Consider the following 24199-nt stretch of genomic DNA (forward strand, 5'->3'; position numbering starts at 1 on the left):
TGTAAGTAGGTTTTTTCTTGTTTTTATAAATAGCGTATTGGTAGAAGACTAGGAGTGAGCTGAGTATGCAGAAAGAAACAGCTATCATAATTGGAGGCGGTCCGTGCGGATTAGCAGCAGCAATTTCGTTGCAAAAGGTAGGGATAAACCCGTTAGTAATTGAAAAAGGAAACATTGTAAATGCGATTTATAATTATCCAACACATCAAACATTTTTCTCTTCTAGTGAAAAATTAGAAATTGGTGATGTAGCTTTTATTACAGAAAATCGTAAGCCTGTTCGAAATCAAGCGCTTGCGTATTATCGTGAAGTAGTAAAGCGTAAATCTGTACGTGTAAATGCTTTTGAGCGAGTGGAGAAAGTTCAAAAGGATGGAGACGTTTTTCAAGTTGAAACGACAAAGCGTGACGGAAGTAAAGAAATATATATAGCGAAATATATTGTTGTAGCAACTGGATATTATGACAATCCAAATTATATGAATGTTCCAGGTGAGGAATTGAAGAAAGTAGCTCACTATTTTAAAGAGGGACATCCTTATTTTGATCGAGATGTAGTAGTTATAGGTGGGAAAAACTCGAGTGTAGATGCGGCGTTAGAACTTGTTAAAGCCGGTGCGCGTGTAACAGTTTTATATCGCGGAAGTGAGTACTCTCCGAGCATTAAGCCGTGGATTTTGCCGGAGTTTGAGGCATTAGTGCGAAGCGGCACAATTCAAATGCATTTCGGGGCTCACGTGAAAGAAGTTACTGAACATACATTAACGTTTACAGTTGATGATGAGGCATATACAATCCAAAATGATTTTGTATTTGCGATGACTGGTTACCATCCTGATCATAGTTTCTTAACGAGGATGGGTGTTCGGATTGATGAGGAAACAGGACGCCCAATTTATACAGAGGATACAATGGAAACGAACGCTGAAAATATCTTCATTGCAGGTGTAATTGCTGCTGGAAATAATGCAAATGAAATATTTATTGAGAACGGTCGATTTCATGGGGATGCGATTGCGCAAACCATTGCAACGAGAGAAATGTAAGAAGAAGCTGTCGAAATAAATTTCGACAGCTTCTTTTTTAATCGTGCATAAACATATTTTGGATTGATTCATGAGAAGTTGTATTCTCTAATGCAACTAATAATTTAATGCGTGCTTTTTGAGCATTTAAACCGTATGTGAATACAATACCCATATCTTTTAATTGCTTGCCGCCACCTTCATATGAATATACATCTTGAACTATGCCGTTGAAACAACGAGAAACTAATACGACAGGAATTCCTTTGTTTATTAATCGTTCTAGACTAGGAAGTGTTCTTGGAGGTAAATTACCTTGTCCAAGTGCTTCGATAACAATCCCGTCTACTGGAAGGTTTTCAATTGCTGCTAACAATGTATCGTCCATACCAGCGTATGCTTTTAGAACAACTACGTTTTTAGAAACTTTATTTACTGAATATGTTTCGTGATGTACTAAAGCGTGATGGAATACAACGCCGCGCTTTGTTACCATACCAATTGGTCCATACTGTGGACTCTGGAATGTTGCCACGTTACTTGTATGTGTTTTCGTTACATTTGTAGCGCAATGAATTTCGTCGTTTAATACGACTAGAACACCTTTTTCAGCTGCTTCACTACAGCTAGCGACTTTTACAGCCGATAAGAAGTTATATAGACCATCAGCACCTAATTCATTACTAGAACGCATTGCGCCTGTTACAACGATTGGAATAGTTGCTTGTACTGTTAAATCTAAGAAATAGGCTGTTTCTTCTAATGTATCCGTACCATGCGTAATGACTACGCCATGAATGTTGTCTTGTTTTACTCTTTCATCGATGATGACTTGTAATTGTAACATTTCGCTCGGTGTCATATGAGGAGATGGTAGATGGAACACGTCTTCAACGATTAAATCAACATCGCCTTCTAAATCAGGAATAAATTTTAAAAGAGGATTTTTTTCACCTGGTTGTACGACCCCAGTTTCTTTATCTTCCTCCATTGCAATTGTTCCACCTGTGTGTAAAACTAGGATTCTTTTCAATGCTTATACCCCTTTCAAGTAAAAAAATACATTTAGAACATAACATGTTTTGAGTAAATTCGACAATGGAAATGTATAAAAGTATGCCTCGAAAATGACAATAAAGTTAGCTGCTATATGTACGATGTGTAAAACCACGAAACGGAAAGTGTAAATATAGGATAGGAGGGAGCAATTACGTTGAAAAAGGTGGAGCAAATTATTATTCGTATATTAGTAATACAATTCATTTGTCTTTCGGTTGTGCAATTGTTATTTATACATAAGTCATCAGTGAAATATTTATCTAAAATTGTTTATTATGAAGGTGTCATGGTAAAAAACAAAGTAGAAATCTTACAGGTGAATAGGTAGTTTTCATTTTCTTCTATGAAGGATTATGCTACAATAATTGAGGATTTAATGACGTGAAGCAAATGAGAAGAAGCAGGAGAGAATGCCTGCTTTTCGTTTTGTTTTATAAGTGAAAAAATGAGGTGTTACAATGGATAAACGAATTTCAATTGCTATAGATGGTCCAGCAGCTGCTGGAAAAAGTACAGTTGCGAAAGTAGTAGCGAAGAAACTTTCTTACGTTTATATTGATACAGGCGCAATGTATCGTGCGATTACATATGCAGCCCTTGAGCAAAAAGTGGACATTGAAAATGAAGAGCAGTTAATGGAAGTTGTAAAAAATGTGAATATTGAGTTTCAGCAAGGAGAAAATACACAACTTGTATTTTTAAATGGACAAGATGTTTCTGAAGTAATTCGTACACCTGATGTGACGAATCGAGTATCTATTGTGGCAAAACATCGTCTTGTTCGTGAAGAAATGGTACGTCGTCAACAAGAGTTAGCGGAAAAAGGCGGCGTTGTAATGGATGGCCGTGATATTGGTACACATGTGTTACCAGATGCTGAAGTGAAGATCTTTATGCTTGCTTCTGTTGAAGAAAGAGCAGAAAGAAGACATTTAGAAAATATGAATAAAGGTTTCGATTCTAATTTAGAGCAGTTAAAAGAAGAAATTGCTCAGCGTGATAAATTAGATTCAGAACGCGAAGTTTCTCCTCTAAAAAAAGCTGATGATGCATTGGAATTAGATACAACTTCTTTATCAATTGAAGAAGTTGTCCAAAAAATTATGAGTATTGTTTCGGGAGTGTTTGCGAAATAAAGAAAGGGGGGAGCCTCTTTCTTTTTTTGTTTGTATAGAAATGTAAAGGATACGTGAATTGTGAACCTCTTTCCTTGACAAATGATCGGATTTGTAAGAAGTTAGTAAAAGAGGGATAAAACTTTCAGAATATATTCGCTATTATATTTCAAAACATACTTTCTTCAAGATGATTTTGCTGTATACTATTTATATAGGTTTAATATATTTTCTAGTGAAATGTATGAAAACTGAGTATGTGATGATAAATTCTTAAACATGCAAATGAAAACATTCGTTTTCATTTCGTATATACATAAAAAATGCTTTGTCAATTCTGTAGGGAGGTATTTCCATGGTAGAGAAAATGAATGAAGAAGTTATGGATTCAAAAGAATTACAAGTTGGTGACGTTGTTACAGGTTCTGTAACGAAGGTTGAAGAGAAACAAGTGCTTGTAAATGTTGGATACAAAACAGATGGCGTAATTCCAATTAGTGAATTAGCTAACGTTCATATTGAAAAAGCAAGCGATGTAGTAGAATTGGATCAAACACTAGAATTAAAGGTTATTAAATTAGAAGAGGATGATCTTGTCTTATCTAAACGTGCTGTTGATGCAGAAAAGGCATGGGTAGAATTACAAGAGAAATTTACTTCTGGTCATGTATTTGATGTGACTGTAAAAGATATCGTGAATGGTGGATTAGTTGTGGACCTTGGTGTTCGTGGTTTTATCCCAGCTTCACTTGTAGAAGTACATTATGTAGAAGATTTTACTGACTATAAAGGCAAAACATTAGCCGTGAAAATTGTTGAATTAGACCGCGAAAAAAATCGTGTAATCCTTTCGCACAAAGCAGTAGTAGAATTAGAGCTAGATTCTAAGAAAAAAGAAGCAATCTCTTCATTAAAAGAAGGCGACGTTGTTGAAGGAACAGTACAACGATTAACTGATTTTGGTGCTTTCGTAAATGTTGGTGGTGTGGACGGTTTAGTTCATATTTCACAAATTTCACACGAACGTGTAGAGCAACCTTCTGAAGTATTAGAGCAAGGGCAAAAGGTAAAGGTGAAGGTGTTATCTGTTGATGCTGATACACAACGTATTTCTTTATCAATTAAAGCAGCTCAACCAGGACCTTGGGAAAATGTGGCTGGCGAACTAAAAGCTGGAGATATTCGTGAGGGAGTAGTAAAACGTCTTGTTACATTCGGTGCATTCGTTGAAGTTTTACCTGGCGTTGAAGGTCTTGTGCACGTATCTCAAATTGCAAATCGTCACGTGAAAAATCCAAGTGAAGTATTGGAAATGGGACAAGAAGTGAAAGTGAAAGTGCTTGAAGTCCATGTAGCAGAGAAACGTATTTCTTTAAGTATAAAAGAAGCGCTTGAGGAAAATAATGTAATTGAAGATTACAGTCAGTATGAACCAAATGCTGATTCTGCTACTTTCCAATTAAGTGATATTATTGGTGAACAACTGAAAAAATTAAAGAAATAAAGAGGGGTACAAGTGGTAAGGGCAAAACGTAAATTAGATCATATTGAATACGCTCTTTCTACTGGTCAGTCTCGTACGCATGGCTTTCATGATATTGATTTTGTGCATCAAGGTTTGCCAAATTCAAGTTATGACACAATAACATGTGAAACAAAAATCGGCGAACTTTCACTAAGTTCGCCGATTTTTATCAATGCGATGACTGGTGGTGGAGGAGAGAAAACGTTACATATTAATGAGCAATTAGCATATGTAGCGAAACATCATAATCTTGCTATGGCTGTAGGTTCGCAAATGGCGGCGTTAAAAGATGAAAGTGAGGCTGCTTCTTATAAGATTATTAGAAAAGTAAACCCAAATGGTATTTTCTTTGCTAATTTAGGTAGTGAGGCAACTATCGAACAGGCAGAGCGTGCAGTTGATATGATTGAAGCGAATGCATTGCAAATTCATTTAAATGTCATACAAGAGTTAACAATGCCAGAAGGAGACCGTGACTTTACTGGTGTACTTCAGCGCATTGAGAAAATTGTTTTAAATAGTAAAGTTCCTGTCATTGTAAAAGAAGTTGGATTTGGGATGAGTAAGGAAACCGTGCAGCAGTTAGCGAGCGTAGGTGTAACGGCAATTGATATTGGCGGACAAGGTGGTACGAATTTTGCTGCTGTTGAAAATGAAAGAAGACAACGAATGCTTTCTTATTTTAATAACTGGGGCATACAAACAGCAACCTCGATTATTGAAGCAACCTCTACAAATAATAACCTCTCTTTTATTGCATCTGGGGGTATACAAACAGCGCTTGACGTAGCGAAAGCAATCGCATTAGGGGCGAATACAACTGCGTTTGCTGGTTACTTTTTACGTATTTTAATGCAAGATGGTATTGAGAAGTTAGTGGATGAAATAGATCTTTTACATACAGATTTGAAATTTATTATGACAGCTCTAGGTGCGAAGACGATAGAAGAGTTACAGGCTGTACCTCTTGTTGTAAAGGGTGAAACATATCATTGGTTAACGCAGCGTGGTATTGATACGACGCATTATAGTAGAAGATAAAAAATCAACCGTTTGGTTGATTTTTTTTGTTTTCTTTCTTCAAATTATAAAGTGGGAAGGGAATTATTGTTACGTATAACCCTGAAACTGGAAAAAATAGGTGATTTATATTATAATTTAAGAATATACAGATGTTTTTTATTGAAGTTTCTTTTGAAAAAGGGGTTATAAAAATGAGGGAATGTAGAAAGTGTGCAACTGAATTATTGGAAGGGGCTTGTTTTTGCCATGTTTGCGGGGAGAGATATGGAAAAAGTAAGAAAATCATAATCTCTATTATAAGTCTTATTGCTATTGGGACAATGAGTATGGGCGGTTATTGGTATTATAATAGTAATTCTGATAGGAAAGTTACATCTGGTGAAAAAAGAGATGTAAAACCTAATAATGAAGAAATCAAAAATGAAAAGAATACTATTTCTGGGAATGCGGTAAAGAAAGATTTGATCATGTACACTAAACTTATTGAAAGTGGTGCAAATGAAAGGGAAAGTGTCGCTGAGGATTTAAAGGTGTACTTCGTGGATGCGAATCAAGATGAAGCATACAAAGATGTAATCGCTTATATAAAATTGTGTAACGAGAGAAAAGATTTTAAATCGGTAGCACTAGACGTTAAGGTAGATGCTATAAAAAAGGCTGACGATAAACAATATGAATTAACTTATTCAATGACATATAAAACGAATTATACGAATGGAAAAGCAGAACGCGTACAAACTTTTCGATATAAATGGTTGGTGATCGAACAAGATAATAGATTACAATTTAAGAGTCAAAAGAAGCAAGAAAAAACTTACGATAATTTAGAGCGTGAGGAAGTTAACGAAAAAGAAGATAATGTATCTTCAAATAGTAAAAATACAATAGGACGTATGGCGTATAATCGTGACGATGTAAATATTCATGCGCGAAATATAAAAGCAGATACAGGAATTGTTGGATATAATCAAAAAATTGAAATATCGCTAACTTCAAATATAAAAGAAGGAGGTTCTAGTTCAGCAACAGCACAATCAACAATTAAAACGGCGAATATTGCAATCGCAGTCGGGAATAAACTGTATAGGAATCCCATGGTGAATGCAGGAAGTGGAACAGAAGCGCTGATTTTGTCCAGGGAACTAGGAGAAGATAAAAATATCCCATCGGAAGATTCATATATAAATTATTATTTTAATATACCAAGTGAAGTGGATGTAAGCGGAGCTGAAGTAGTATTACTTTCTGATCAAGGAAACATCATCGGAAGTAGCAAAGTTAAAGGAGAACGAGAAAATATTGCTGATGTGAAAAAAGAGGTTGAGCAAAAGTTAAACGAATTAGGGGAGACGAATTATGTACGTGTAGAAGTAAATAGTAAAAATCCTTCCCTTCATACGTATTATGTTGTTACATATTCTAAAAAACCAACTGGTATAGTTACAATTGATGCTACGCCAAGTAATCGGATTTATAATATGGAAACAAAAGAATTATATTATGAGTGAAAATTATGTAAAAGACGGTTTCGTACAATATCGAAACCGTCTTTTTGTATTTATTAGTGCTGATTCTGCTTGCGAGCTTGCTCTGGTGTATCTAGTCCAGTTGCACCTGGATATTGTAGTGATTGGTCACGATCAGATTCAACGCGGCGTGATTCTCTTAGTTTTCGTTCTTGACGATCTTTACCCATAATGAATAGCACCTCCTTATTAAAAGTGTTGCTGTTATATGAAAAAACTATGCGCGAAGAAAATGGATTAACTTTCATAAAAAGTTCCCATAATGGAAAACATAGGAGGTGAAATGATGGAAGGGAGTACTTTTTATTTTATTGCTTGGATAGGGTGGATTGTCGTAACTTTTTTTATGAAAAAGGATTCTATTCGGTGGAAGCTAAGCGCCTGTATATTGATTTTTATTATTTGCTCTCCGTTGCATGTAACGATTGCTTCATTCACGGTATCAGTAAATGCACTTTTGCTTTGTATTGTTGCCTTTATAGGAATCACGCTCTATTCTATTTGGAAAAAATTATATACCTTACTTTCGGCACTTATTATTGCAATGTTATATACAAGTTTTCATTTGTTAGAAGTATATGATCCAATTTGGATTGTGGTGGACAGATTGTTTTTGTTAAGTAGTGCTCTTGTGTATGCATCGGTTTTATTACACGAAGATCGTATATTACGATTATGTTCTCTTTATGTAGGAATGTTACAGGGAGAATTGTTTGTGACACTTATTTTTCGGAAACTACACTTCCCTTACGATTACGGTAGCTTAGCGTTTTTTGATATCGTCGCCGTTTCTACATTGTTTATGGCAATTTTGTTTTGGATTGCAAAAGCATCAGTATATATGGAACAGTTCAAAGGGAAAACACGTAAAAGAAAGGCGAGGGTAATACATGACTGAATATACACCGGCCATTTTATGCGGAGTAATAGCGGGGACAGTAACGAGAGTGCTAATGCTCCGGACAGATACGCGTCAATATCCGACGAGACTCCACGGGAAAATTATTCACGTTGCGATGGGGTTAATTGCAGCGGCTTTAGGAGCAATTGCGATTCCGTCAATTTTGAAAAAAGATTTTTCTGCTATTACGTTTCTTACATTGGCAGCAACACAGTTTCGTGATGTGCGTAATATGGAAAGAAATACACTTCAACAATTAGATGGATATGAGCTCGTACCGCGTGGAAATACATATATTGAAGGGATTGCATTAGTTTTTGAAAGTCGGAACTATTTGGCGATGTTAACGTCGTTTGCAACGACGTTTGCATATATAGGGTTCCGTTCATGGATCGCTGGAGTAATTATGGCTATCATCGCATTTATTATCGCGAAAAAATTAATGTCGGGCAAAAGGTTACATGATCTTGTTGATATCGAGCATGTTCCACTTCGTTTTGAAGGAGCGGGGCTGTATATTGATAATATTTACATTATGAATATTGGATTGCCAGCAAGGCAAGAGGAAATTATGAAATATGGAATGGGCTTTATTTTAAGGCCGAAATCAATTGATGCGATGGTGACAATCTCAAACTTAGGACAACGACAAGCTATTTTACATGATGTTTCTGTCGCTTTAGGGATTTATAGAGATTCTGGCACGCCGGCGCTTGTGCCATTAGCAAAGCGTGATTTAGAAGATGGTAGGGTTGGGATTTTTGTCTTGCCACAAGATCAAGATGCAGAGAAAGCGATAGGTGTCATAGGGAATGTGCCGACGTTAGAAAGTGCTGTTCATATGTCATCGGAAGCCCCGAAAGGAAGGGGAGATAAGGGATGATGTTAGAAAGTGTAATTCTCGCAGTTATTACAACAGCGCCGGAGAAATTTGCTGGTGGTGCCCCTTTGTTTACTTGTGAATCGACAGAGGAACTAGAATTTGTTGCAAATAATTTAGAGGCAATTTTAGATGGTATTGCGCATCGCCTACAAGAGAATGTATATATTATTGTGAAACATTAGCAACGTGTGGTATAATGTGAGGTGTTTTGATACGTTGAGAAATATTCTGGAATGCAAATCCCTTCTTGCACAAAGAAGGGTTTTTTACATAATAAACAGAAGTAAGTTGAAAGGATGAAAGTATATGCCGAAACCAGTAATAGCAATAGTAGGCCGCCCGAACGTAGGAAAATCTACTATTTTCAATAGAATTGTTGGAGAAAGAGTTTCAATCGTAGAAGATATACCAGGTATAACGCGAGACCGTATTTATAGTGCGGGAGAATGGTTAAATCATGAGTTTAACATTATTGACACAGGTGGAATTGATATTGGAGACGAGCCGTTCTTGACACAAATTCGTCAACAAGCGGAAGTAGCGATTGATGAAGCAGATGTTATCATTTTTATGACGAATGGTCGCGATGGTGTAACTGCAGCAGATGAAGAAGTTGCTAAAATTTTATATCGTTCTAAAAAACCAATTGTACTTGCGGTAAATAAGGTTGATAATCCAGAAATGCGTAGTGATATTTATGATTTTTATGCATTAGGATTTGGCGAGCCATTCCCGATTTCAGGTACACATGGTTTAGGACTTGGTGATTTGTTAGATGAAGCTGCAAATCATTTTCCGAAGATTGAAGAAGAAGCGTATGACGATGAAACAATCCGTTTCTCTTTAATTGGACGTCCAAATGTAGGGAAATCATCACTTGTAAATGCACTTCTTGGTCAAGAACGTGTAATTGTAAGTAATATAGCGGGAACGACACGTGATGCTGTTGATACGCCATATAGTAAAGATGGTCAAGATTATGTAATCATCGATACAGCTGGTATGCGTAAAAAAGGGAAAGTATACGAAAGCACAGAAAAGTATAGTGTACTTCGTGCACTTAGAGCGATTGAACGTTCTGACGTTGTTTTAGTCGTTTTAGACGGAGAAGAAGGAATTATTGAACAGGATAAAAAAATTGCTGGATATGCTCATGATTCAGGACGTGCTGTTATTATCGTCGTAAACAAATGGGATGCAGTGAAAAAAGATGAAAAAACAATGAAAGCATTTGAAGAAAACATCCGTGCTCATTTCCAATTTTTAGAGTACGCACCAATTGTATTCTTATCTGCGAAAACGAAAAAACGTACACAAACATTATTACCAGTTATTAATGAAGTAAATGAAAGCCATAGCATTCGTATTCAAACGAACGTATTAAATGATGTAATTATGGATGCGGTAGCGATGAATCCAACGCCAACTCATAATGGTAGCCGTCTGAAAATCTTCTATGCGACACAGGTTGCGGTAAAACCACCAACATTTGTTATATTTGTAAACGATACAGAGTTAATGCACTTCTCATATGAGCGCTTCTTAAAGAATCGTTTACGTGAAGCGTTCGGTTTTGTAGGAACGCCGATTCACATTATCGCTAGAGCAAGAGACTAATGGAGAGGATGTGATTTTATGACAAAAATCACAGTAGTAGGAGCAGGTAGCTGGGGAACAGCGTTAGCGATGGTATTGGCTGACAATGGGCATGATGTACGAATTTGGGGAAATCGATCTGAACTTATGGATGAGATTAATACGAAACATGAGAATAGTCGATACCTTCCAGGAATTACATTGCCAAGCACAATCGTAGCCTACTCTTCTTTAGAAGAAGCATTAGTAGATGTAAATGTAGTACTTCTTGTAGTGCCAACGAAAGCGTACAGAGAAGTATTGCAAGATATGAAGAAATATGTAGCGGGTCCGATTACTTGGGTTCATGCAAGTAAAGGAATTGAACCTGGTACGTCAAAACGTATTTCGGAAGTGATTGAGGAAGAAATTCCAGAGAACTTGATTAAAGACGTTGTTGTGCTGTCTGGACCGAGTCATGCTGAAGAAGTCGGTTTACGTCAAGAGACGACGGTTACGTCTGCAGCAAAGCGTATGGAAGCGGCGGAGGAAGTACAAGACTTGTTTATGAATAGCTACTTCCGTGTATACACAAATCCAGATATCGTTGGAGTTGAACTTGGTGGTGCGTTAAAAAATATTATCGCATTAGCTGCTGGAATAACTGATGGTCTTGGATTAGGTGATAATGCGAAAGCAGCATTAATGACACGTGGTTTAACAGAGATTGCTCGTTTAGGTAGAAAAATGGGCGGAAATCCGTTAACGTTTGCTGGTCTAACTGGAATGGGAGACTTAATCGTAACTTGTACAAGCGTTCATAGCCGAAATTGGCGCGCTGGAAATATGCTTGGAAAAGGGCACTCTTTAGAAGAAGTGTTAGAAAGTATGGGTATGGTTGTAGAAGGTGTGAGAACAACGAAAGCTGCTCACGAATTAGCTGAGAAAATGGAAGTTGAAATGCCGATTACAGCTGCTTTATATGATGTGCTATTCAATGGGAATAATGTGAAAGATGCAGTAGGCTCATTGATGGGGCGTGTTCGAAAACATGAAGTGGAAGCTATACCAGACTTACTTTAAAGAAAAGCGACAGAAGTACATTTGTACTTCTGTCGCTTTTTATTTTTATGGGTCTTTTCACCATTTTTTTAATTTTGCATAGGATGAAGAGTAACTTGAGGAGAGGGTGAAAAGAATGGATAATAACATTTTTAATAACATTGAAAAAGAAGCGAAAGTGAATAAAGAAGATATTTTTAAATTAGCATCATCTGTACAAAACGCGAATTTACGTGATGAGACTGTGCTACGTCAATTGATTCATCAAGTGGCTCTTATGGCAGGACGTGAAGTGCCGAAAGAACAAGAGGATCAAATTGTAAAAGCGATCATTAACAATAATATGCCCGCAGATTTTGGTTCGTTAAGCAAAATGTTTAAGAAATAAAATATATGAGAAACAAAGAGTTTGTAGATTGCATATGATAGCCATGAAAGTATGGGAATAGAGCTGTTTTGGGCATATTTGGTCAACCGAAGCGAGAGATACACTCGCTTCGGTTTTATTTTTATCTAGATTAGTGGAAGATGCGGAAAAGGCTGTTGATTAAAGTTATATATTCGTAATTTGTAGTAAAATATTCTTTTTGTATTTGTTTAAAGATTTTAATTTGTTAAAATAGTATAAAAATAGATTAATAAAAAGGGGTGTGTATATGTCAGAAGGGCTTTTAAAAATGTGGTTTGCTTTAGGAGCAATTGGATTTATGTTTTTTGCAGTAAGTTTTATTTTACTAAGTAGATACAAAATAAAGAATAAAATTTTGAAAGGGATTACAGCGTTAGTAGCGTACACCCTTATGATTGTGTCAGGAATTGTTATTTTTCTTGTTGTATTTAGTGGACCAGTACAGCAGTAAAGTGAATGGTCTCGAAAATGCTACATACGGAGCAAGTTATATTAGTATGAAAAGGTGATTGCTAGTGAAAAAAGTCCATATTATTTTAATATTTTGTTGTATGAGCCTTTTAACGGGGTGTCTGTATCCGAAAGAAAATATGAAGCAAAATGCTGTTCCTTATGAAGATCAACTACAGGTTGTTCAAAAAGCTGTAGCGACATTTAAGGAGCAAAATGATGGGATATTACCAATTAAGACGCGGGATATGAGTACGCCTATTTATCAAAAGTATCCAATCGATTTTCAAAAGATTGCTCCGCGTTACATACAAGAAGCGCCGGGAAATGCGTATGAAAGTGGAGGAGTGTACCAATACGTATTAATAGACGTTGAAACAAACCCGACAGTAAAATTAATTGATGTTAGGATGGCTGAACAAATCCAGGAATTATCATTAAAGCTTAGGATGTATCGGGATGAACATCAATATCCACCTTTTAAAAAGGTAATTTCAGATGGTGTGTATGAATTAGATTTCAAAAAACTAGGATATAAAGATGTGCCGCAAGTGACAAGTCCGTATTCTGGTAAAGGGCTTCCTTTTGTAATCAATGAAAAAGGAGAAATTTATGTTGATTATCGAATCGATTTATATGAAGCGTTGAAAAAAAATGAAGGTCAATTTAAGGAGGGGGAAGATATTCGGAATATACTTTCGAACGATTCTCCATTTGTACCTGCGTATTCTTTACCGTATACGGTAAAGAATGGAGAACCAATTTTTTTAAAATCATAAGTCATGAACCTTTCTTTTAGTGAATAAGTTCTAGAAGAAAGGTTTTTTATGTTACACAACTTGCGATGCAAACAAAAGGTATTTTTTAATAGTCATATGAAATTGGACAAAATTATATGATATATTGTCCGAACTTCTAGAATACCATTATATTATATCAGATATTATAGGCAACGTTAGAGAAGGTATTAGTTGACTATAAACGTGGAATTATTCCCAAAAATATTGAGGGAGGGAATCACTTGGAAAAGGTAGATATTTTTAAAGATATTGCGGAACGCACAGGCGGTGATATTTATTTTGGAGTTGTAGGAGCTGTTCGAACAGGGAAATCAACATTCATTAAAAAATTTATGGAACTTGTAGTTATTCCTAATATTGAGAATGAGTCTGACCGTCAAAGGGCGCAAGATGAACTGCCTCAAAGTGCTGCTGGTCGTACAATTATGACGACGGAACCGAAGTTTGTTCCAAACCAAGCGGTTTCTATCGAAGTAGATGAAGGGCTTGAAGTGAATATTCGATTGGTAGATTGCGTTGGATATACGGTTCCAGGAGCAAAAGGCTATGAAGATGAGAATGGCCCGCGCATGATTAATACTCCTTGGTATGAAGAGCCTATTCCATTCCATGAAGCTGCAGAAATCGGTACACGTAAAGTAATTCAAGAGCATTCCACAATTGGTGTTGTAATTACAACAGATGGAACGATTGGTGAAATTCCAAGAAGAGATTATATAGAGGCAGAAGAACGCGTAGTAAATGAGTTAAAAGAAGTCGGAAAACCTTTCATTATGATTATCAACACTGTACAGCCGTATCATCCAGATACAGAGCAATTGCGCCAAAGTTTATCTGAAGAATATGATATCCCAGTCATTGCGATGAGTGTAGAGAGTTTAAGGGAAACAGATGTGTACAATGTGCTTCGAGAAGCGTTATTTGAGTTCCCGGTTTTAGAAGTGAATGTTAACCTTCCGAGCTGGGTGATGGTGTTAAATGAAGGGCATTGGTTACGCCAAAGCTATCAAGAAGCTGTTCAAGAGACTGTAAAGGATATAAAACGTCTTCGTGATGTGGACCGCGTCGTTTGGCAGTTTAGTCAGTATGAATTTATTGATCGAGCGAGCCTAGCTGGCATTGATATGGGGCAAGGTGTAGCAGAGATTGATTTATATGCACCAGATGAATTATATGATCAAATTTTAAAAGAAGTAGTAGGAGTGGAAATTAGAGGGAAAGATCATTTATTGAAGCTTATGCTCGATTTATCTCATGCGAAAGTAGAATACGATCAAGTAGCGGATGCCCTGCGTATGGTAAAGCAAACAGGATATGGTGTAGCGGCGCCTGCGTTAGCTGACATGAGCTTAGATGAGCCAGAAATTATTCGTCACGGTTCAAGGTTTGGTGTGAAATTAAAAGCTGTAGCGCCATCTATTCATATGATTAAAGTAGATGTGGAGTCAACGTTTGAGCCAATCATTGGTACTGAAAAGCAAAGTGAAGAATTAGTTCGTTATTTAATGCAGGATTTTGAAGATGACCCATTATCAATTTGGAATTCTGATATATTCGGACGTTCGCTTAGCTCTATTGTTCGAGAAGGCATTCAAGCGAAACTATCTTTAATGCCAGAAAATGCGAGATATAAATTAAAAGAAACGCTAGAAAGAATTATTAATGAAGGATCTGGCGGATTAATTGCGATTATATTATAAGAAAAAATCCCTCTCATCGTAGAGGGATTTTTTTGATTTTCACGTATAGAAATAGAAAAATAAACAGTCATTATCTAATATATTGTTGTAAATTGTCAAGTTTCATCAGATTTTCACATTTTAAGAGTAACAATTTCCTTAAAAATATTGAATTATAAAGGAGAATCGTATAATATAGGCGTTGATAATGATTTATCTACATCTTTGTAGTATAGAATTTGCAAAAATTGCCTACAAATGAAAGTAAGACTCATTTTATGATCATTATACAGTCTTATCTTTGGGAGGAGGTGAATGGCATGAACAAGACAGATTTAATCAATGCTGTTGCAGAAGCAAGTTCCCTTTCTAAAAAGGACGCAACAAAAGCAGTAGACGCTGTTTTTGATTCTATCTTAGAAGCTTTAAAACAAGGTGATAAAGTACAACTGATCGGATTCGGTAACTTCGAAGTTCGTGAGCGTGCGGCTCGTAAAGGTCGTAACCCACAAACAGGTGAGGAGATTGAAATCGCTGCAAGTAAAGTACCTGCATTCAAACCTGGTAAAGCGTTAAAAGATGCGGTTAAATAATCCTTACATATTAACAGGGAAGAAGAGTTTCCTTTTTGGGAACTCTTCTTTTTGCTTTTAAAAACATAAATATGCTAGAATGTGTTCGTATCACTTTTAGGTTTTCGGGAGGGCTAGCGGATGGCAAAAGTTAATTTAGAACAAATTGAACATGCAGTACGCCTTATTTTAGAGGCAATCGGAGATGACCCAAATCGTGAGGGAGTGCTTGATACACCAAAGCGTGTTGCAAAAATGTACGCAGAAGTGTTCGCAGGAATGCATGAAGATCCGAAAGAACATTTGCATAAAGTGTTCGGAGAAGATCACGAGGAGCTTGTACTAGTAAAAGATATACCGTTTTATTCGATGTGTGAGCATCATTTAGTTCCATTCTATGGAGTTGCTCACGTTGCATATATTCCGCAAGGCGGAAAAGTGACAGGGTTAAGTAAATTAGCTCGTACTGTAGATACAATTGCACGTCGTCCACAACTGCAAGAACGTATTACATCAACAGTAGCGAACTCTATTATGGAAGTACTAGAGCCGCATGGTGTAATGGTAGTAGTAGAAGCGGAACATATGTGCATGACGATGCGCGGTGTGAAAAAGCCAGGCGCGAAAACAGTAACAACAGCAGTACGTGGTGTGCTAGAAAATGATGCTGCAGCACGCAGTGAAATTTTATCTTTTATTAAATCGAAGTAAAGAAAAGTAGGAAACTGCTTTTCTTTTTTTTTTATGTAAATAAATGATATAGTTTTAGTAAGGCAGAGTGAGAATAGAAAGACTACTAAAAAGAGTGGAAGATGTTATTTCGTTCGGTGGAAGTTTGGAAAGAGTAGCCAAGTTTTGGTTATAGAAAATAGTATGTATGTGTTATAATAAGTTTTATGAATTAGAAAACAAGGGTGATTTTTGTGTGTGACATCTACGGAGGGTATGCGGGTATAAGAGAGAAATTGATGGAGAAATTACGCCATCCTTATTTTATAAACTATATTGAAGAACCATTTATTGATGAAGAAAAAATAGCATTGTTATATGGTGCTTTAAAAAGTGCAAATTTACATATAGAACAAATTGAGCATTATGTAGTAACGATTATGCTTGTGCAAATTGCGCTTGATACACATGAAAGAGTATCAAATAAAGCAGGGGAAGAAGCAAATGAATCGCATAAACGTCGTCAGCTAACAGTACTTGCTGGTGATTACTATAGCGGGTTATATTATTATTTATTGTCTATGAATCGTGATATTGTTTTAATTCGTGCGCTTGCTGAAGGAATTAAAGAAATTAATGAACACAAAATAATGTTATATCAAAAAGCGCATGAAACGATGGATGACATAATGGAAAGTGTAGTTACGATTGAGTCTGCACTCTTGCAAAAAACATGTGATCATTTTCATTTATCGCATTGGAAGCCATTTATAACGTATGTACTAGGGAAAAACCGTCTTCAAAAAGAATGTGAACTGCATGCTGAAAAACAACATTCACCTGTTTTTCAAGCTGTTCAAGGAATTATGAAGGATCAAGCAGAGATAGAAACAGTTATTAATGGATGGATGATGGAACTCAGAAAGAAAGAAAATCAATTTTTGGAAAAACACACAGATATAAGCGAAATAAACTCTGTGTTAAGAGATAAATCGAAGACATAAGCAATTTTACATTGGAAGAAGGTACGAGCATGCAACAATCAAAAGAAGAAAGAGTACATGATGTATTTGAGAAAATCTCTGATAAATACGATGTGATGAATTCTGTAATTAGTTTTCAAAGACATAAAGCGTGGCGTAAAGAGACGATGCGCATTATGGATGTAAAACCAGGTAACAAGGCTCTTGATGTTTGCTGCGGGACAGCGGACTGGACAATTGCGCTAGCTGGAGCAGTAGGTGAACAGGGCAAGGTTGTTGGTTTAGACTTCAGTGAAAATATGTTATCTGTCGGTAAACAAAAGGTAGAGGCGTTACAATTAAAACAAGTAGAACTTCTACACGGGAATGCAATGGAACTTCCGTTTGAAGATAACACATTTGATTATGTAACGATTGGATTTGGTTTGCGTAACGTACCGGATTATTTGCACGTATTAAAAGAAATGACGCGTGTAGTAAAACCAGGTGGAAAAGTAATTTGTTTAGAAACATCTCAACCAACAATGATTGGTTTTCGACAAGGATATATTTTATACTTTAAATATATCATGCCGTTATTTGGAAAGTTATTTGCGAAAAGTTATAAAGAATATTCATGGCTGCAAGAATCTGCTAGTACATTCCCAGGTATGAAAGAGTTGGCTAATATGTTTGAAAAAGCTGGACTTGAACGTGTACAAGTGAAGCCGTTTACTTTTGGGGTAGCAGCGATGCATTTAGGTATAAAACCAGAATCAAAATAGAAAAAAGAAGTTTTAGGTTAAGGTGAACAATATGAAGTTACAACTTATGTACTCTTTTTTACGATCGGATATTAATGTAATAGAAAAAGAATTAAAAAAGACAGTTGCTTCTGAACAGCCATTAGTAGAAGAGGCGGCATTACAACTTATTGAAGCTGGCGGGAAACGAATTCGTCCTGTATTTGTGTTGCTTGCGGGAAAGTTCGGAGATTATAAGTTAGATGCAATTAAGCATGTAGCTGTTGCATTAGAACTTATTCATATGGCTTCTCTTGTTCATGATGATGTTATTGATGCTGCTTTTTTACGACGGGGTAGTGCGACTGTGAATGCAAAATGGGGAGATCGTATTGCAATGTATACAGGGGACTATTTATTCGCTAAGTCTCTTGAATGTATAACAAATATCGAAATTCCAGAGGCCCATCAGGCGCTATCGCATACCATTTTAGAAGTGTGTAAAGGTGAAATAGAACAAATTAAAGATAAATACAATTATGACCAAAATTTAAGAACGTATTTAAGAAGAATAAAGCGAAAAACAGCATTATTAATTGCTGCGAGTTGCCAACTAGGAGCAATTGCTGCTGGCGCTAATCGTGATACGGTAAATCGACTATTTTGGTATGGGTATTTTGTAGGCATGTCGTATCAAATTATTGATGACATTTTAGATTTCGTGTCCACAGAAGAGAAACTGGGCAAACCTGCTGGTGGTGATTTGTTACAAGGAAATATTACGCTACCTGCTCTATACGCAATGGAAGATCCGATACTTCGCAAAAAAATCACATCTGTACATGAAAATACAACAGCGGATGAAATGAAAGAAATTATTGAGGCCGTAAAGAATAGTACGGCTATTGATAAAGCATTTGCATTTAGTGAACGTTATTTACATAAAGCATTAGAAATTATAAAACCACTCCCGCGTGGGCAAGCGAAGTATGCATTACAAAATGTAGCAAAGTATATTGGAAAACGAAAATTTTAGTGTTTTTTCTAAAAAATAAAATAATCTCTCTATTTCAAAACTATTGCACAATTGTGATAAGGGTGTTAATATGTGTGTGGGGATATACAATTACATACATAATTCAGAAGTGGAGAGATTTTTTATGGAAAAAACATTTCTAATGGTAAAACCAGACGGTGTACAACGTGCCTTCATTGGGGAAATCGTAGCTCGTTTTGAGAAAAAAGGCTTTCAATTAGTTGGTGCAAAATTAATGCAAGTAACTCCGGAAATTGCTGGACAACACTATGCTGAGCACACAGAAAAACCTTTCTTTGGTGAATTAGTAGACTTTATTACATCTGGCCCTGTGTTCGCAATGGTATGGCAAGGTGAAGGTGTAGTAGATACAGCTCGTAACATGATGGGTAAAACAAGACCACATGAAGCAGCTCCTGGAACAATTCGTGGAGATTTCGGTGTAACTGTTGCGAAAAATATTATCCATGGTTCTGATTCGTTAGAAAGTGCAGAGCGCGAGATTGCTATTTTCTTTAAAGAAGAAGAATTAGTTGACTACTCAAAATTAATGAATGAATGGATTTACTAATTATTTTGAAATAATTTGTAAACGCTTTAATCACTGTGATAATAGTAGAAAGTGCAAGGAGAATAGGGGTATTCTTCTTGCACTTTTTTTGTTTCAATTAGTTACGAAGTTAGAGCTGTTATGATATATTGATATGTAAAGTAAAAGGCCTATCGGGGAAGAAGCGAATGGCTGATGTATTATATAATTTCTTTCATATTTTTAGAGTAATGAAGGATAAAATTATTGCTTAATATAGCGAGATAAATACATATACGAAAAGAGGAATAACGTATGCGATATATTACAGCTGGTGAATCTCATGGTCCACAACTTACAACGATTATAGAAGGTGTACCAGCAGGTCTACCTTTAGTAGCAGATGATATAAATGAAGAACTAGCTAGAAGGCAAAAGGGTTATGGGCGTGGTAGACGCATGCAAATTGAAACAGATCAAGTGCAAATTGTAAGTGGTGTTAGACATGGAGAGACATTAGGTTCTCCAATTGCACTGGTTGTTGAAAATCGTGATTTTGCACATTGGACAAAAATTATGGGCGCAGAGCCTTTAACGGAACAAGAAGAAAAAGAAATGAAAAGAAAAGTAACAAAGCCAAGACCTGGACATGCTGATTTAAATGGTGCGATTAAATATGGACATAGAGACATGAGAAATGTACTAGAACGTTCTTCAGCACGCGAAACGACAGTGCGTGTTGCTGCTGGTGCGGTTGCTAAAAAAGTGTTAGCAGAACTTGGTATTACAGTGGCTGGTCATGTAATTGAAATTGGCGGTGTACAGGCTAAGGAAATTACGTATCGGTCAATTGAAGAATTAAAAAGTATTACAGAAGCATCACCTGTACGTTGCTTAGATGAAGGTGCAGGTAACGAAATGATGAAAGCAATTGATGATGCGAAAGCAAATGGTGATTCAATCGGTGGAATCGTTGAAGTGATTGTGGAAGGAATGCCAATTGGGGTTGGTAGCTATGTGCATTATGACCGAAAACTGGATGCAAAATTAGCAGCCGCAATTATGAGCATTAATGCCTTCAAAGGTGTCGAGATTGGAATTGGTTTTGAAGCAGCACATAGACCGGGAAGTGAAGTTCATGATGAAATTCTGTGGAATGAAGAGCATGGATATACACGAAGAACAAATAATGCAGGTGGATTAGAAGGTGGTATGACGACTGGAATGCCAATTGTTGTGCGCGGTGTGATGAAACCGATACCTACACTATATAAACCTCTTCAAAGTGTAGATATTGATACGAAAGAGCCTTTTACAGCGAGTATTGAACGTTCTGACAGTTGCGCTGTTCCAGCAGCTAGTGTCGTTGCAGAAGCGGTTGTAGCTTGGGAATTAGCGACAGCTTTAATAGAACAATTCGGATTAGATCGTATGGACCTTATTCGTGAAAATATTGAGAAACATAATGAATATGCGAGGGGATTTTAATGGAAAACATACATATTCAAACGAAATCAAAAGAATATGATGTACACGTAGGAAAAGAATCGTTGTCACATTTGAAAACAATCGTTCAAAATATGCAGCCATCTGTATCAAATATTATGATCATTTCAGATGAAGCTGTTGCATCTTTCCATTTACAGACAGTTGTAGATGCATTGCAAATAGAGCAAAATGTATTTTCATTCGTTGTACCGAGTGGCGAGAAAGAGAAGTCTTTTGAAAACTTCTATGCGGCTCATACGTCAGCTCTTGAAAATAAATTAGATAGAAATTCTTTAATTATTGCACTTGGAGGCGGGATGATTGGAGATTTAGCTGGCTTTGTTGCTGCGTCGTTTATGCGTGGAATTCGCTTTATTCAAGTTCCAACGACTTTATTAGCTCACGATAGTGCAGTAGGTGGGAAAGTAGCGATCAATCATCCGTTAGGTAAAAATATGATCGGTGCATTCCATCAACCGGAAGCAGTTGTATATCATACGCCGTTTTTACAGTCACTTCCTGAAAAAGAGTGGCGTTCAGGTTATGCAGAAGTGATAAAACATGCTCTTATTGGTGATGTAAAGCTGTATCATTGGTTAAAAGAAGAAGTGCAAACATTAGCGGACCTTCGTGATGAGAAGTTAATCCATATATTAACGAAGGCGATTCCTGTAAAGGCAAATATTGTAGCGCAAGATGAAACAGAAAAAGGTGTACGTGCTCATTTGAACTTTGGACATACGTTAGGCCATGCTCTTGAAAAAGAACTAGGATATGGAAATATTACTCACGGTGACGGAGTAGCGGTTGGTATGTTATTTGCCTTGTTTTTAAGTGAGCAAGTGTACAAGGTGGATCTTTCTTATGAAGAGATGAAGCAGTGGTTCTTGAAGTACGGATATCCAAAAATGCCAAGTGATTTGAATGTAGAGCGCCTTGTTCAATTGATGAAGCAGGATAAGAAAGCGAATGCTGGAGCAATTCATATGGTGCTAATGCAGGAATATGGGGTAGTGAATGTCGTATCTATTCCAGATGAGACTGTTCATATTGCGTTAGAGGCATTTCAAAAGGATATGGCTTAAGAAGTGTGAAGTGCTTGTTTTGAGGTATTCTCGTAATAGTGGCGGTTAAGATAAACGATTACAGTGTGGGATTACAACCGTATTGTAATCGAATTGAATAAAATGACTGGGGGAAGAAAAATGAGAGTGAAAGAGCAATTGTTAACTTTGAGAGCATATGTACCTGGGAAAAACATTGAAGAAGTAAAAAGGGAATATGGATTATCAAAAATTGTGAAATTAGCATCGAACGAAAATCCATTCGGTTGCTCAGCACGCGTAACAGAAGCATTAACTTCTTTAGCGAGTCAATATGCTCTTTATCCAGATGGATATGCATTTGAACTTCGGACAAAAGTAGCAGCGCAGTTAGGTGTCAAAGCAGAACAACTGTTATTTGGTAGTGGATTAGATGAAGTCATTCAAATGATTAGTCGTGCATTACTACACGAAGGAACAAATGTTGTAATGGCGAATCCAACATTCTCGCAATACCATCACCATGCTGTTATTGAAGGAGCAGAAGTTCGTGAAGTACCACTAAAAGATGGCGTTCATGATTTAGATGCGATGTTACAGCAAGTAGATGATAAAACGAAGATTGTATGGATTTGTAACCCGAATAATCCGACAGGTACATATGTAGAGAAACAAAACTTACTTTCATTTCTAGAATCAGTTCCTAAGTCAGCGCTCGTTATTATGGACGAGGCATACTATGAATATGCGGGAGCAGAAGACTATCCGCAAACATTACCACTTCTTGAAAAGTATGAAAATCTGATGGTTTTACGTACGTTCTCAAAAGCATATGGTTTAGCTGCATTCCGTATCGGGTATGCGGTTGGTAATGCGAAGTTAATCGGGCAGCTAGAAGTAGCAAGGTTACCATTTAATACATCGACTGTAGCGCAGGCTGTAGCACTCGCTGCATTAGAAGATCAAGCATTTTTACAAGAATGTGTGAAAAAGAACGAAGAAGGATTAAATCAATATTACGCATTTTGTAAGGAATATAATGTATTCTATTATCCATCTCAAACAAATTTCATTTTCTTAAAGCTCGGTATTCCTGGTAATGAGGCTTTCGAACGATTAATGAAGAAAGGCTACATTGTTCGTTCTGGTGCTGCATTTGGTATACATGATGGTATTCGTATTACTGTCGGTTTGAAAGAAGAAAATGATGAAATTATAGAATTATTGACAGAGCTTGTAAAAGAGCAAGTAAAGAAAGAAGAAACATACTCTTAAGAGTGTGTGAAGGCTCCTATTATAGGAGTCTTTTTATTTAAATAGTTCCGTGCACGGTTAAATCCTAAACATTAGAATAATGGGTCTTCCGCCTCGAATCATCTAAGTCAAAATGGATAAGATGGTTCGAGGCGGCTATCTCGTATAACTGACGAGAGTACATCACAAGCCTATGGTGGTGGAAAAATCCTCTATCTCTAAGTAGATAAACATATAGTCTGCGCTCATGTGAAAACATGAGAAGTTCATAAGAGAACTGGCTAAGGAATTGCGCCCTTAGTTAAACGAGATAAATTTTATTGAATCTATCAAACTTCATTGAATATATCGAACGTATGCGCTATATTGGATTCAATGTGGTGAGAATAATAATGAAATTTTCACGAGTTAGTCAAGTATCGGAATTAACAGGTTTGTATCCTAGTCGTCTTAGGAGAATGCTGGTGGAACACGCTATTATTCAGAAGAACCAATCTTTCATTATCTGAAAGGTGAGTGCTCGAATAATCGCACAGTAAAGGAGTAGGCTTCTGATGATATTGGCGAAGAAAGTTAGACTGATTCCAACGCCTGAACAAGAAAAAGTGCTTAGAAACCATGCTGGTGCTGCAAGATTCGCTTATAACTATTGTAAAAGAATGAGTGATAGATACTATAAGCTATTTGGAAAATCTGTTTCACAGTTAGCTTTACAGAAACGATTTACAAAGATCAAGAAGCGAAAGAAATATGAGTGGTTAAAAGACATCAATGCACAAGTTCCTAAACAGGCTTCAAAAGATTTTGATACGGCGAGAAAACATTCGTTCAAAAAGTACAAAAATGGTTATCACACTTCTTATAAATCCAA

Annotated in this window: 27 protein-coding genes; 25 read left to right on the forward strand and 2 right to left on the reverse strand. The window is 36.6% G+C overall.

The features are described from left to right. Positions 1-65 precede the first annotated feature (65 nt). Positions 66-1046, forward strand: coding sequence for a YpdA family putative bacillithiol disulfide reductase (locus FOT98_RS30935; protein WP_063261764.1), 981 nt, complete (start codon positions 66-68; stop codon positions 1044-1046). A 37-nt stretch (positions 1047-1083) separates the two neighbouring features. Here the strand turns inward: FOT98_RS30935 and ansA are convergent, their stop codons facing one another. Then, entirely contained in the window at positions 1084-2058 is a 975-nt protein-coding gene (ansA, locus tag FOT98_RS30940; RefSeq protein ID WP_071721983.1) for an asparaginase, read from the reverse strand. 180 nt (positions 2059-2238) lie between these two features. On the opposite strand from ansA, the gene FOT98_RS32670 reads away from it, so the two are divergent. From FOT98_RS32670 to FOT98_RS33330, 5 genes are all read left to right on the forward strand, one after another. After that, entirely contained in the window at positions 2239-2412 is a 174-nt protein-coding gene (locus tag FOT98_RS32670; RefSeq protein ID WP_080467681.1) for a YpfB family protein, read from the forward strand. A 130-nt stretch (positions 2413-2542) separates the two neighbouring features. Then, positions 2543-3220, forward strand: coding sequence for a (d)CMP kinase (gene cmk, locus FOT98_RS30945; RefSeq protein ID WP_000361261.1), 678 nt, complete (start codon positions 2543-2545; stop codon positions 3218-3220). Positions 3221-3554: 334 nt separating this feature from the next. Next, on the forward strand, positions 3555-4703 hold the full coding sequence (rpsA, locus tag FOT98_RS30950; RefSeq protein ID WP_000229568.1) for a 30S ribosomal protein S1: 1149 nt from the start codon (positions 3555-3557) through the stop codon (positions 4701-4703). A gap of 12 nt (positions 4704-4715) precedes the next feature. After that, a complete protein-coding gene (locus tag FOT98_RS30955; protein ID WP_063261763.1) occupies positions 4716-5765 on the forward strand; it encodes a type 2 isopentenyl-diphosphate Delta-isomerase in 1050 nt (349 codons plus the stop codon). Positions 5766-6436: 671 nt separating this feature from the next. After that, a complete protein-coding gene (locus tag FOT98_RS33330) occupies positions 6437-7255 on the forward strand; it encodes a hypothetical protein (RefSeq protein WP_063261787.1) in 819 nt (272 codons plus the stop codon). Between the two features lie 53 nt (positions 7256-7308). Here FOT98_RS33330 and FOT98_RS30970 read toward each other — a convergent pair whose 3' ends face one another. Next, positions 7309-7443 carry a YpzI family protein gene (locus FOT98_RS30970; RefSeq protein ID WP_000513900.1) on the reverse strand — a complete coding sequence of 45 codons (135 nt, stop codon included), beginning with the start codon at positions 7441-7443 and terminating at the stop codon, positions 7309-7311. 116 nt (positions 7444-7559) lie between these two features. On the opposite strand from FOT98_RS30970, the gene FOT98_RS30975 reads away from it, so the two are divergent. The 19 genes from FOT98_RS30975 to FOT98_RS31065 all read left to right on the forward strand — a co-directional run. Continuing rightward, positions 7560-8171 carry a YphA family membrane protein gene (locus FOT98_RS30975; RefSeq protein ID WP_063261762.1) on the forward strand — a complete coding sequence of 204 codons (612 nt, stop codon included), beginning with the start codon at positions 7560-7562 and terminating at the stop codon, positions 8169-8171. After that, a complete protein-coding gene (locus FOT98_RS30980) occupies positions 8164-9057 on the forward strand; it encodes a YIEGIA family protein (RefSeq protein WP_061677810.1) in 894 nt (297 codons plus the stop codon). The genes FOT98_RS30975 and FOT98_RS30980 overlap by 8 nt, the downstream gene beginning before the upstream one ends. After that, a complete protein-coding gene (locus FOT98_RS30985; protein WP_061677809.1) occupies positions 9054-9239 on the forward strand; it encodes a capping complex subunit for YIEGIA in 186 nt (61 codons plus the stop codon). Before FOT98_RS30980 ends, FOT98_RS30985 begins: the two co-directional genes overlap by 4 nt. Before the next feature lie 124 nt (positions 9240-9363). After that, positions 9364-10674 carry a ribosome biogenesis GTPase Der gene (der, locus tag FOT98_RS30990; protein WP_001125888.1) on the forward strand — a complete coding sequence of 437 codons (1311 nt, stop codon included), beginning with the start codon at positions 9364-9366 and terminating at the stop codon, positions 10672-10674. 18 nt (positions 10675-10692) lie between these two features. Beyond that, positions 10693-11715, forward strand: a complete 1023-nt coding sequence (locus FOT98_RS30995; RefSeq protein ID WP_000161774.1) for an NAD(P)H-dependent glycerol-3-phosphate dehydrogenase — start codon at positions 10693-10695, stop codon at positions 11713-11715. A 115-nt stretch (positions 11716-11830) separates the two neighbouring features. Continuing rightward, positions 11831-12082, forward strand: a complete 252-nt coding sequence (locus FOT98_RS31000; protein ID WP_000369753.1) for a stage VI sporulation protein F — start codon at positions 11831-11833, stop codon at positions 12080-12082. 268 nt (positions 12083-12350) lie between these two features. Continuing rightward, positions 12351-12554: a DUF2768 domain-containing protein gene (locus tag FOT98_RS31005; RefSeq protein ID WP_061677808.1), complete on the forward strand. Its 204-nt coding sequence runs from the start codon at positions 12351-12353 to the stop codon at positions 12552-12554. Between the two features lie 64 nt (positions 12555-12618). Then, positions 12619-13332 carry a hypothetical protein gene (locus tag FOT98_RS31010; RefSeq protein ID WP_061677807.1) on the forward strand — a complete coding sequence of 238 codons (714 nt, stop codon included), beginning with the start codon at positions 12619-12621 and terminating at the stop codon, positions 13330-13332. A 242-nt stretch (positions 13333-13574) separates the two neighbouring features. Then, positions 13575-15053: a stage IV sporulation protein A gene (gene spoIVA, locus FOT98_RS31015; protein ID WP_000416522.1), complete on the forward strand. Its 1479-nt coding sequence runs from the start codon at positions 13575-13577 to the stop codon at positions 15051-15053. Positions 15054-15352: 299 nt separating this feature from the next. After that, complete coding sequence (locus tag FOT98_RS31020; protein WP_001043860.1) at positions 15353-15625, forward strand: HU family DNA-binding protein; 273 nt, start codon at positions 15353-15355, stop codon at positions 15623-15625. A gap of 120 nt (positions 15626-15745) precedes the next feature. Next, positions 15746-16315 carry a GTP cyclohydrolase I FolE gene (gene folE / locus FOT98_RS31025; RefSeq protein ID WP_001151477.1) on the forward strand — a complete coding sequence of 190 codons (570 nt, stop codon included), beginning with the start codon at positions 15746-15748 and terminating at the stop codon, positions 16313-16315. A gap of 212 nt (positions 16316-16527) precedes the next feature. Beyond that, positions 16528-17277, forward strand: coding sequence for a heptaprenyl diphosphate synthase component 1 (locus tag FOT98_RS31030; protein ID WP_061677806.1), 750 nt, complete (start codon positions 16528-16530; stop codon positions 17275-17277). Between the two features lie 29 nt (positions 17278-17306). Further along, complete coding sequence (gene menG / locus FOT98_RS31035; RefSeq protein WP_061677805.1) at positions 17307-18020, forward strand: 2-heptaprenyl-1,4-naphthoquinone methyltransferase; 714 nt, start codon at positions 17307-17309, stop codon at positions 18018-18020. A 31-nt stretch (positions 18021-18051) separates the two neighbouring features. Then, positions 18052-19014: a heptaprenyl diphosphate synthase component II gene (gene hepT, locus FOT98_RS31040; protein WP_061677804.1), complete on the forward strand. Its 963-nt coding sequence runs from the start codon at positions 18052-18054 to the stop codon at positions 19012-19014. 124 nt (positions 19015-19138) lie between these two features. After that, entirely contained in the window at positions 19139-19585 is a 447-nt protein-coding gene (gene ndk / locus FOT98_RS31045; RefSeq protein ID WP_000415885.1) for a nucleoside-diphosphate kinase, read from the forward strand. A gap of 273 nt (positions 19586-19858) precedes the next feature. After that, on the forward strand, positions 19859-21031 hold the full coding sequence (gene aroC / locus FOT98_RS31050; protein ID WP_063261761.1) for a chorismate synthase: 1173 nt from the start codon (positions 19859-19861) through the stop codon (positions 21029-21031). Continuing rightward, on the forward strand, positions 21031-22116 hold the full coding sequence (aroB, locus tag FOT98_RS31055; protein ID WP_063261760.1) for a 3-dehydroquinate synthase: 1086 nt from the start codon (positions 21031-21033) through the stop codon (positions 22114-22116). The genes aroC and aroB overlap by 1 nt, the downstream gene beginning before the upstream one ends. Before the next feature lie 120 nt (positions 22117-22236). Further along, positions 22237-23349 carry a histidinol-phosphate transaminase gene (hisC, locus tag FOT98_RS31060; RefSeq protein ID WP_063261759.1) on the forward strand — a complete coding sequence of 371 codons (1113 nt, stop codon included), beginning with the start codon at positions 22237-22239 and terminating at the stop codon, positions 23347-23349. A 533-nt stretch (positions 23350-23882) separates the two neighbouring features. Further along, on the forward strand, positions 23883-24199 hold a 317-nt coding region (locus FOT98_RS31065), incomplete at its 3' end, for a helix-turn-helix domain-containing protein (RefSeq protein WP_144291243.1).

The sequence above is a fragment of the Bacillus sp. HY001 genome, from assembly GCF_007558965.1.
In the GTDB taxonomy this organism is placed as follows: Bacteria; Bacillota; Bacilli; order Bacillales; family Bacillaceae_G; genus Bacillus_A; species Bacillus_A mobilis.